Source organism: Alteromonas sp. ABV4_515 (assembly GCF_056160345.1).
In genome coordinates, this window is sequence record NZ_JBSWWZ010000001.1 from 240,844 (window position 1) to 251,666 (window position 10,823).

At 47.2% G+C, this 10,823-nt stretch carries 11 protein-coding genes and 1 tRNA gene; 3 read left to right on the top strand and 9 right to left on the bottom strand.

The window, feature by feature from the left end:
- The first annotated feature begins 160 nt into the window (after nt 1-160).
- The gene (locus ACXAGX_RS00995; protein ID WP_474836023.1) at nt 161-598 is read left to right on the top strand and encodes a hypothetical protein; all 438 of its coding nucleotides are present in this window, start codon (nt 161-163) and stop codon (nt 596-598) included.
- Here the strand turns inward: ACXAGX_RS00995 and ACXAGX_RS01000 are convergent.
- Nucleotides 592-1,452, bottom strand: coding sequence for a tetratricopeptide repeat protein (locus tag ACXAGX_RS01000; RefSeq protein WP_474836025.1), 861 nt, complete (start codon nt 1,450-1,452; stop codon nt 592-594). The genes ACXAGX_RS00995 and ACXAGX_RS01000 overlap by 7 nt on opposite strands.
- A 129-nt stretch (nt 1,453-1,581) precedes the next feature.
- Here ACXAGX_RS01000 and ACXAGX_RS01005 point away from each other — a divergent pair, with 129 nt between their 5' ends.
- Entirely contained in the window at nt 1,582-3,513 is a 1,932-nt protein-coding gene (locus ACXAGX_RS01005; protein WP_474822040.1) for an aminotransferase class V-fold PLP-dependent enzyme, read from the top strand.
- A gap of 71 nt (nt 3,514-3,584) precedes the next feature.
- Here ACXAGX_RS01005 and ACXAGX_RS01010 read toward each other — a convergent pair whose 3' ends face one another.
- The 8 genes from ACXAGX_RS01010 to purE all read right to left on the bottom strand — a co-directional run bounded on the left by ACXAGX_RS01010 (nt 3,585) and on the right by purE (nt 9,735).
- Nucleotides 3,585-4,682, bottom strand: a complete 1,098-nt coding sequence (locus tag ACXAGX_RS01010; RefSeq protein WP_474822044.1) for a PQQ-dependent sugar dehydrogenase — start codon at nt 4,680-4,682, stop codon at nt 3,585-3,587.
- 28 nt (nt 4,683-4,710) lie between these two features.
- Nucleotides 4,711-5,184: a Dps family protein gene (locus ACXAGX_RS01015; RefSeq protein ID WP_474822048.1), complete on the bottom strand. Its 474-nt coding sequence runs from the start codon at nt 5,182-5,184 to the stop codon at nt 4,711-4,713.
- 117 nt (nt 5,185-5,301) lie between these two features.
- Nucleotides 5,302-5,778: a copper chaperone PCu(A)C gene (locus ACXAGX_RS01020; RefSeq protein ID WP_474822052.1), complete on the bottom strand. Its 477-nt coding sequence runs from the start codon at nt 5,776-5,778 to the stop codon at nt 5,302-5,304.
- Between the two features lie 209 nt (nt 5,779-5,987).
- Entirely contained in the window at nt 5,988-6,494 is a 507-nt protein-coding gene (locus ACXAGX_RS01025) for a hypothetical protein (protein WP_474822054.1), read from the bottom strand.
- A 17-nt stretch (nt 6,495-6,511) separates the two neighbouring features.
- Entirely contained in the window at nt 6,512-7,588 is a 1,077-nt protein-coding gene (locus tag ACXAGX_RS01030) for a polymorphic toxin type 44 domain-containing protein (RefSeq protein ID WP_474822057.1), read from the bottom strand.
- 377 nt (nt 7,589-7,965) lie between these two features.
- Nucleotides 7,966-8,041, bottom strand: a tRNA-Thr gene (locus ACXAGX_RS01035).
- A 60-nt stretch (nt 8,042-8,101) separates the two neighbouring features.
- Nucleotides 8,102-9,247, bottom strand: a complete 1,146-nt coding sequence (locus tag ACXAGX_RS01040) for a 5-(carboxyamino)imidazole ribonucleotide synthase (protein WP_474822061.1) — start codon at nt 9,245-9,247, stop codon at nt 8,102-8,104.
- The gene (purE, locus tag ACXAGX_RS01045) at nt 9,244-9,735 is read right to left on the bottom strand and encodes a 5-(carboxyamino)imidazole ribonucleotide mutase (protein WP_474822065.1); all 492 of its coding nucleotides are present in this window, start codon (nt 9,733-9,735) and stop codon (nt 9,244-9,246) included. The genes ACXAGX_RS01040 and purE overlap by 4 nt, the downstream gene beginning before the upstream one ends.
- A 208-nt stretch (nt 9,736-9,943) precedes the next feature.
- Between purE and ACXAGX_RS01050 the strand changes: the two genes are divergently transcribed.
- The gene (locus ACXAGX_RS01050) at nt 9,944-10,822 is read left to right on the top strand and encodes a LysR family transcriptional regulator (RefSeq protein WP_474836027.1); all 879 of its coding nucleotides are present in this window, start codon (nt 9,944-9,946) and stop codon (nt 10,820-10,822) included.
- Nucleotide 10,823 lies beyond the last annotated feature (1 nt).

Below are 10,823 nucleotides of genomic sequence, written 5' to 3' on the forward strand. Positions count from 1 at the left end.
CATCTGTTTTATGCGCAAAAATAAGACAAGCTGGCTCTTAGCCATATTATTTTTGTATAAATTAACCTAAGCTCAATGGGATAAGACCAAAAGAGTTAATTTGTAAAGCGGGGAAAATCTGCTATATCAATAGTGTAGTTCACCTTTAAAGGACTAAATCATGAGATTCCCGCTACAGGGCCACTATGCCCTGGACATTTCCGGTAATCTACTCGAAATATTCGCTACCGGCGCTTGGAATAAAGCCACTGCCGAGGCGATGACAGAAGATATGCACCGGCTTGCGCAGACAATGCGCGGTGAGCCCTGGGGGGCAATTATTGATGGACGGCGCTGGGTGTTATCTACGCCCGATTGTCAGAATGTGCTGGCTGCTGCCATCAAGAAGAATATTTCTATGGGAATGACACATTCGGCTTATGTGCTAGAGCCGGGTATGGTCAAACGCGCCCAGATTGAACGAACGCACCCGCACCTTAGAACCGAAATGGCCGATCCTGGCTACGAGCGCGCCTATTTTACCAGCTACTTTGAAGCATTGTGTTGGCTGGAAGGCTATGGTTTCACGCCTTACCAACCCAAAAACGATAATCAGTAAAGTAAGCTGTAAACTTTTCTGCGGTATTCGGACTTCAAGCTGTCGCCATCGGGCAATGCATTCACCATATCCAGCATCAACTTTTTCGCTTCACCGAAATTCAGATCTTTTTGCAATACCGAGAAAAGCAGCGACAAGGCTTCAGCCGATTTATGTGCCTGTTGCAGTTGTACCGCCAGTTCAACTTTAACCTGCAGATTATCTGGCTCCGCTTCTACCTGCGCGGTAAGCTGCTGAATTTCCGGCGACTCTGCCGCCTGTTCTGCCAGTTCTACTTTACCCAGCATGGTCTGGTAGCGGCTGTCTTGATCCACCATCGTGATGGTTTCCAGCAGGGTTTTCGCCACATCAATTGAACCCGTTTCGATTAAGCAATCGATATACATGTACTTCGCATTCACGTTGCTTTCGTTAAGCTCGAAAGCCTGTTTCGCAAACGGAAATGCAGCGGCATAGTCACCTTCATAAATGGCTTCACCGGCTTTTGCCAAAAACTCGTCTTCCGGATTTGGCAGATACTTACTCAGGAACTCGCGAATTTGTTCTTCGGCTTGGGGGCCTGCAAAACCGTCGACTGGCTGGCCGTCTTTAACCACCATCACGGTTGGCAGGCTGCGAATACCAAACTGCGCAGCCACTTCCTGCTGACGGTCACAGTCAACGCGCGCCAGGATTAAATTATCGCGATGTTCGGAAGCGATTTTGGCGAGTATCGGAGACACCGCTTTGCTCTCTTCACTCCACTCGGCCCAGAAGTCGACCAGGACGATTTTCTCTTTGGAATCTACCAGGATCACCTGCTGAAAATTCTCCGGAGTAATATCAACTGTATTGTTCGCTACTAAATTATCCATGCGTATTTCGCCTGTTAAAACATTTGCTCAATGATATGGGTGCGCAAGTCACAAAAGCAAGACTGACAAGCTTGCTCATCAGCGTTACACTGAGAATCTTATTATTTCAAACGGTACTTGCCTTTTTCTATGTTGCCGCAACTAAAAATTCTTATCATTGAAGATTCAGCAGAACTGCTGGAACAACTTGCCACCAGCATTCGCTCTACCACGGAACTGTTCGATCGCCCGGATATCGAACTCACGGTTGTTGAGGCTGACAGGGTCCAGAGCGCACTGGAAATTGTTCACAATGATGGTGATATTCAGGCTGTTGTTTTCAGCTGGGACACCGAGGTGAAAGCCTTCGAGATTGGCGAGAGCGGCAACGGTAAGGTGCAGAACAATGCCGTAGTGATTGAGGCGATTAAAAACATTCGCCCTGAACTGCCTGTATATGTGCTGGGCGATGCCATTAAAGGCCTGGACATTGTAAACCAGACCACGGGGATGGAGTCGTTCTTTTACCGCAACGACATTATTTCCGATCCGGAGTCGATTCTCGGCTACATCATCAACGATTTTGATGACCGAAACGAAACCCCGTTCTGGACCGCCTACAAAGAGTATGTACTGGAAGCCAACGATTCCTGGCATACGCCGGGGCACAGCGGCGGCGCGAGTTTCCGTAACTCACCGTACATCAGCGATTTTTACCGCTTTTTCGGCCGCAACGTGTTTGTCAGCGACTTGTCGGTGAGTGTGGATTCCCTGGGTTCACTGTCTGACGGCACCCATGCTATTGGCCGGGCCCAGTCGGCATTGGCGACGACCTTTGAAGTACGCCACTCTTATTTCGTCACCAACGGCTCGTCTACGTCGAACAAAATTATTCTGCAAACCCTGCTGCGAGAAGGCGACAAAGTAATTGCCGACCGTAACTGTCACAAGTCGGTGCACTACGGCATTGTGCAGGCCCGCGCCATGCCGGTGTATCTGGATAGCGTATTTAATCCGGATTTCGGTATTTTCTCACCGCCGCGTTTGTCTCAGCTAAAAGAGCTAATTGAAGAGAACCAGGATGCCAAACTGGTGGTGCTTACCGGTTGTACCTATGACGGCCTGCTCACCGATCTGCGCCAGGTGGTTGAACTGGCGCATTCCTACGGCATAAAGGTATTCATTGATGAAGCCTGGTTCGCCTATTCGCTGTTTCATCCGCAGTTGCGTCCTTACTCCGCCATTTACGCTGGCGCGGACTACGTGACGCACTCGGCACACAAAGTGGTTTCAGCGTTTTCTCAGGCCTCGTTTATTCACGTGAACGATCCAGATTTCGACGAAGACTTCTTTAAAGAAATCTACAGTATTCATACCAGTACCTCGCCGAAGTATCAGCTAATAGCCTCGCTAGACGTGTGCCGTCAGCAGTTAGAAATGGAAGGCTACAAAATTATTAACGAGTTGCTGAGCAATGTGGCTGAACTGAAAGAACAAGTTGCACGCTTCAGCCGCATTCGCATTCTGGAAGCCAAGGATTTTGCCCAGGCATTTGATCATTTTGAGCAGGATAACATTGGTCATGACCCACTGAAGATCCTCATCGATGTGTCTGCGCTGTCGTACTCTAATCAGGAAATTCATCGCTTCCTGATGGATGAAGTGGGCCTGGAAATTGAGAAGTTCACCCACAGCACCATTCTGGTTCTGCTGACCCTTGGCGGTATGCGTTCGAAGATAGTGCGTTTGTACAATGCACTGAAGAAGCTGGACCAGGGCAAGGCAAGCCTGAATCGTAGCAAGAGCCGACCGGCTATCCCTTCGAGCATTCCTGCCATCAGTCTGGAAATGCTGCCTTCCACGGCCTTCTTTGGTAAGCGCGAACCAATCCCCTGGCAAGAGAGTGCGGGTCGCATCGCGGCAGGTCTGGTCACGCCTTATCCACCGGGCATTCCGCTTATCATTCCCGGCCAGCGTATTTTACAGGAACACATTGATTATCTGCGTTCGCTGGCCAGCCAGAAGCTGACCATTCAGGGGCTGTACGACGGCGAACTGTATGTGCAGGCGAAACCTGAGTAACGACTCAATGAAGTCAGTACAAATAAAAACACCGCTCAATTGAGCGGTGTTTTTTGTATTTTCCTAGCGAGTTATTTCGCTGGACTCACTTTCAGCAGTTTGCCATCTGGCGAGTCTGTCAGCATATAGATATACCCTTTAGGACCTACAACCACATCGCGAATGCGCTCTTTACGGTCGCGGAAATACTCAGTTTGTTCACCAGGTTTACCGTTATCCATATCGACATGGCGTAAGTGGGTGAATTTTAGCGAACCCACTAATAAATCCCCTTCCCACTCAGGAAACTTGTCACCGTGATAAAACGCCATACCGCTGGGTGCGATAGATGGGTCCCAATACAGCACAGGCTGTTCCATGCCTTCCATTTCAGTTTTATCAGAAATAATGGAGCCGCTGTAATCGATACCGTAAGTGATCACCGGCCAGCCGTAGTTGTTCCCCTTGCCCAGCAGGTTGATTTCGTCGCCGCCCTTCGGACCATGCTCCATTTCCCACACCGCGCCAGTCTGCGGGTGAATAGTCAGGCCCTGCACGTTACGGTGGCCGTAGCTATAGACTTCAGGCGCTTTACCGTCGGTAAACGGATTATCTTCCGGCACCGAACCATCAGGCCAAATCCGCACCACTTTACCCAGATGATTATCCAGATTCTGGGCTTCTTTCATATGTGCATAACGCTCGCCCAAACTCACGAACAGATGACCATCGGCATCGAACGCCAGTCGGCAGCCAAAATGGAAACCGTTATCCACCAGCGGATACTGGGTAAAAATATCTTTTACGTCGGTCAGTGCATCGCCCTTGAGTACAGCACTGCTAACACCAGTACTGCTGCCGCCGTCGCCCGGTTTGCTGTAACAAAAGTAAATTTTATTGTTCTCGGCAAAATTTGGATCTGCGGTTATGCCAAGCATTCCGCCCTGCCCCGATGCAACCACCTCAGGCACGTTTTTTAGCGGTGCACTCAGGCCCGCCTTGTTATCGTAAGTGCGGATATTGCCTGGTCTTTCGGTGATAACCAATTTTCCGTCAGGTAAAAACACCATGCCCCAAGGGTTTGTCAGCTCGGTAGACAGTTCTTCGATTTTCAGATCTGCTGCCTGAACTGAAAAAGCTGTGCCCAGCACAGAGGCCAGGCACAGTGAATATTTCCATGTTTTTTTCATGTACTGTTTCTGTCGTTTTACGACAGCCTTATTGAGGTAGCGTCGCTCGTAACATCCATGCGGTTTTTTCATGTACACGCATACGGTCTGAAACAAGGGCAACCGAAGATTCATCATCTGCATCTTGTGCCAGTTTCAGCACACTGCGACACGTTTTTACAACAGCCTCATGGCCTTGTGTCAGTAAGCGTACCATTTCAGTGGCTTCAGGCACACCCTCTACCTCAGCAATCGAGCTTAGTTCGACAAACGCCTTGTAAGTTCCTGGTGCGGCCACGCCCAGCGTTCGAATACGCTCTGCAATATCATCAACTGCTGTCGCCAGCTCGGTATAGTGTTCTTCAAACATCAGATGCAGTTCGCGGAATTGCGGACCGGTTACGTTCCAATGGAAATTGTGAGTTTGCAGATACAATGTGTACGAGTCAGCTAATAACTTTTTTAAGCCTTCCGCAACTTCCTGACGGTCGCTTTCTGAAATACCAATATCGATTTTGCTCATTTTGATCTCCTGACCAGTGCTTAAATTTGATGCTTTGAATTTGATGACTGAATTATAAATCCAAATTAAAGATTAAATCACGCAGAATTAATCGATTAAAAGGATTAAAGAATTCAATCAGTGATGATGCTTACCCATTGCGTCATCGTCACCACTGTCGTCTTTAACAGGCACTTCCAGCGATTGCTGGCTGCCATCACTAAAATGCAGCGTAAGGGTAAATGAGGTACCTGGCTCAAGACCTTCTTTCAACCCCACAAGCATAATGTGCTGGCCGCCGGGCTGCAGCGTGGCGTGTCCGTGAGGTTTCAGTTCAATGCCGTTTTCCAGCTCACGCATTTTCATCATGCCTTCAGACATCGTGGTGGAATGAATTTCAGCGCTGGCAGCAACGGCCTCAGGCACGCTAACGGAAACCAAAGTAAGCGACTGCTGTGAATGATTCATCAAGGTGGTATACACAGCCCCGGTTTCAGCCATGGGAAAAGTAGCTCGGGCCCAGGTGTCGGTAAAGTGAATGGAAGCGTTTGCCAGCACCGGCAAACTTAATAAAAAAACAAAAAAGCCTGTAATTCCACGATAGGTTAACGTCACTATGCACTCCGTGCGTCATAACAAAGTTATTACATCATAGATGAATAGCGATTTTTGGCAATGTATGGGGTTTGATTTACTGCAAGGAATGCAAAGATAGAAGCAATGTTGCGATTTGAATACACGCTCAAGTCTTTTTTTAAGATAGGGGGTGCGCTTTAGCTTCCCTCAACCTATTATTCAGAGGAAAGCTAGGCGCACTGCTGGACTCAGGTTATAAGAAAAGAAAAATACCAGTCGTTTTCCAGCGGCATATCGAAGGCGTGTTGTCCTTGCTGCTTCATTATTTCTACTGAGTTCTCGAATGTGTCCCTTTGCTCATCGTAAGGCACAACCTGCTCTTTGCGATACGTGTATTTATAGGAAACACCGTCACCACCTAAAACATTTGCATAAAAGCCAACGATCAGTGAACACTGTCCCGAAGCGTTGGCTTTATACTTGAGATCATAAGCGCCCATTTCGCTTAACAAATTATCTAAAGTATCAAGTCGGTATTCTGCGGCGATTTTTTCAGGATTATAGTAATAACTGCCGTCAGCGTATTTTAGCGGCGTATCAGTTTTACCCAATTCACATGCCGCAACGGCCGTTTGCCGGAATGCATCCTTGTGTGCATAGAAATTCTCTTTCATCTCGGTGAATGACGGGTTTCCCTCACAAGCAATGAGACAGAATGACGCGCTCAACAACAGTATTTTTTTAAAAATATTCATATCAGATTCGCTTAATATCAGTGCGGTTCAAACCAGCAATATGTAGGAAAGCCAGATTGTCTAAAGCACCAATTAGTGCCGTTTATAATAACGCCAGGTGTAAATGTTGACGGTACAGGCGTGCCTTCACCTCCTCCACCAGTACCCGGATTCTGAGACCCGGAAGATCCGCCAGTCGTTTCCATATCAATACATGAAAGCGACGACGATGAGGACTGGTTATTCAAGAAGACTTCATCATGATAACGAATCGCCCGTGTGAGCATTGCTGTATCTTCGGGTGGATCACCTTCGTTCATGGCAAAATTGACTGCAGCTTGTGTCGCCGACTCGAAATTCCACTCACCTATGGTCGTTCTAGCTTGATAAGCTGCGGAAAGCCGATGTATGGCGCTTTCACTGTACCCCATAGCTCGCAAACTGATGGCGTACAAAAAATTTCCCATCTCGGCATTCCCTGAGTATCTGGAGTTTTGACCATGCGCGAGATCGAGAGCCCCCCCTTCTTCATGCAAGCTTATCGATCGAAAGACGGTCGCAGCTATATTTGTTATTGGGTTAGGCAATACAATGTCAATCTTTTCCTTCCACAAGTGAGTATCGCGAAGAAATTGATTAATATCCATCTCATTACCCTGAGCATCTACAGGCGGAGATGTAGGAGGTCTGTTGCCATCATTACATTGACTAGCCTCAGAAACACTGTCTACTGAATAAAAATCATAATTAAAAGAGTTAGCTGGTGAAGGCTCAGATTGAATAACACAAGTTCGGCATATAGGAGGTGGAGTAATCTTCTCTTCAGAAAAATGAGATATATAAATTAGTGATTCTTCTGCTTCGTAATTGTAATCACTAAAAATTTTAAATTTATTAATAACCCCTTGGGTGAAAGGGATGATCTGGATATCAATACTTGTACTAAAACGTGTATTGAGAATTTCTGCAATCGGCGGCGAATTTGCTAAAACACTTTTTTCCAGAATCACTGTTCCATCCGGAGTTTTAACTATGACCTTATAAGCTGAATTGTGAAAAAAACTTGGGTCAGCTATAAAACTCGTTTTTTGGGGATTAATATTGCTTATTCTCACACACTTCGCATTCATTTCTGTTTGAAATTTTGCAGATGTGTTTGGAACAACATTATCACACGCTTCGGTAAATCCGATTACACACAAATACAATACAATACAATAAGTTTCTCATAACTAATCCTTGTTTCTAAATCCTAGAATTAATATATTGGATTTAATTTTTAAAGTACACAACTATTATTCTAGTGTTTACTTCCTATTCCCATGGGGGGGATTAAATAGAAGTACGGGTAAAAAGCATAGAATCGTTAATTAAATTGCAACTGGACAGTTGTAAGTGTGTGCGTTGACAGGAGCTAGTGGGGAATAAACTCGTCCGCTAGTCAGAGGGAGCAAATGTGCTTATGAAAAACCAGGAAGTGACAGGGAGAGAATGGTGCCGACTGCCGGAATCGAACTGGCGACCTACTGATTACAAGTCAGTTGCTCTACCAACTGAGCTAAGTCGGCACACTCTCTAAAACTCGCTGCGAACAGCGGATGCGTATTCTAGCGATAGAAGCCCGGCTGTCAAGCTTCTATCTGTTTTAATTTACGCGCTTCTTTACCCAGCTTAGGAAAATACTCGTTTGGCACGTACTGACACAGTGCCTCAAGTTTCTCGCCCAGCGCGTGATAAGAATCAGCAGTCACGTTGATGTGACCCATTTTACGCTTCTCACGCACTGTTTTACCGTACCAGTGCAGATGACACCCAGAAATTTTCAGCAGATCCCGGGAGAAACTACTGCAACCGATAATATTCACCATAGCACTCGGACCACGGGCACTGGTATCACCTAATGGCAAGCCAACCACTGCACGCAAATGATTTTCAAACTGGCTGGTATCGCTGCCACTCATACTCCAGTGACCAGAGTTGTGCACGCGAGGCGCTAACTCATTAACCAACAATTCGTTGCCACACTGGAACATTTCTACCGCCAGTACACCCACGTAGTTCATGCCTTCTGCCAGCACCCGGAAAATCTCTTCGGCTTTTTTCTGCAGGGCTTCCGATACATGAGGTGCAGGCGCAACAGATACATGCAGCTGGCCTTGGTGGTGCAGATTTTCTGCCAGCGGATACACTTTGATATCGCCGTCTTTGTCGCGCACGCCAACTAAAGAAAGCTCGCGGTCGAAATTCACCATTTGCTCAACCACCAGCGGTACCGCGGTTAGATCCAGGTTGCTTAGCGCCTGCTTGATTTCTGGTAACTGACCTTCATCCAACAAACGCCACTGGCCGTAACCGTCGTAGCCGTCACGGCTGGCTTTGATAATCAGTTTATCGCCCAGTGCAGATACACAATCTTCCAGCTCATCGATGTAAGTCACAACCTGATGGGCGGCATTAGGCACATTCAGCGCGTCCAGCAGGCGCTTTTCGCGCACTCGGTCGGCCCCCACCAGAATGGCATTCATTGAGGGATACAGTTTTTCTGTTTTACTGGCTTCTTCCAACAAACGCTCGGGAACGTGTTCAAATTCCACCGTCAGTGCATCAGCCGACTCAATTGCCTGTGCCAGACTGGTGTCTAGAGGACGCTTACTAACAGGGTGTACCACGGTATCGTTACCGACATCTACAGCCTGCACTTCAATACCTAGCGGGCAACCCGCCAGATACATCATTTGCGCTAACTGACCTGCGCCGTATACCAATACTCTCATGCATCAAGCTCCAGATTACCGTTGCTCAGTACTGTTTCTGTTTGTGTTTTTCTAAAGGCAATAACCGCATCACGCACAGCTTCGTCTTGCAGTGCTACAACCTGCGCTGCTAACAGACCCGCATTCGCCGCACCCGCTTCGCCAATCGCCAGCGTGCCTACTGCAACGCCTTTCGGCATTTGTACAATAGACAGCAAAGAATCGATACCGTTAAGGGCTTTGGATTTTACCGGGCAGCCGAATACAGGCAGGTGAGTGTGAGCGGCAATCATGCCAGGCAAGTGAGCAGCACCGCCCGCTCCTGCAATAATACAGCTGAATCCCATTTCATGGGCAGTTTCTGCGAAATCCACCAACAGGTTTGGTGTACGGTGAGCAGACACCACTTTCGCTTCGAACTCAACGCCAAAAGATTTAAGCATTTGTGCCGCATTTTGCATCGTCGGCCAGTCAGACGTAGATCCCATGACAATAGCAACTTTAGCCATCGTATGACTCCCCATGGTTTTAGACTTTGAATAGACCCCTACCGGTTATTTTTCAGGCAGCTGGATCAGAAAGCACGCGATTTTAGCACAAAATCTGATAATACCCACTAAACCTGCGACGATAAGGGTTTAATAAATGAATCCATAAGGATATTTTATTACTATAAATAGTTATTCTGTCTTCTAAAGCAAGAACCGTGGAGTTTAAATGCAATCATTAACGTTTCGTCTGCTGGAAGTATTTCAAAGTATTGTAGACCACGGTTCTATCACTGCTGCCTCTTCTGCGCTTTCACTTTCTCAGCCTACTGTATCTCTGCAATTAAAAAAGCTCAGCGGTATTGTGGGTATGCCCTTATTCGAACAAACCTACGGCCAGCTTAAAATGACCGAGGCCGGTGAAGCGGTGTATCAATGTGCGCAGGAAGTGCTGGGCTCACAATCGCGACTTGAAAGTCAGATTCATGCGCTTAAAGGGGTAGAAATCGGCACATTAAAACTGGCTGTCGTCACCACAGCAAAATATGTGGTTCCGCCTATCCTCAGCCCGTTTTGCAAACAGCACCCCAATATTGAAGTGCGTTTTATTGTGGGTAACCGCGCGGATATTATCGATCGCATGCGCCACAATCGTGATGATGTCTATATTTTTAGTCAGCCACCGCAGGATGACAACCTGGTTTGTACGCCATTTTTGCAAAACAAGCTGGTTGTTATTGCTCCCCCCGACTACGACGGGCCTGATAACTGTGATCTAAAAGCCCTTATGGATCATAAATTCTTATTACGCGAATACGGTAGCGGAACACGTCGCGCGATTCAGGATTACTGTGATTCCAAAGGACTGGTATTTCCCAACTCTATGATTATCGAAAGTAACGAAGCAATTAGACTTGCCGTTACCTCCGGGCTGGGACTTGCCATTTTGTCTGAACATACATTGGCACACACACCGCCAGACAGTGTGAAGGTGCTGAAGGTAAAAGACTTTCCTCTGGTGAATCACTGGCAAGCTGTGACGGTAAAGCACCGTCAAATTAGTCTCGCGGCACAGGCATTTCAAAAGGCATTACTTAACGTGGAGTAAG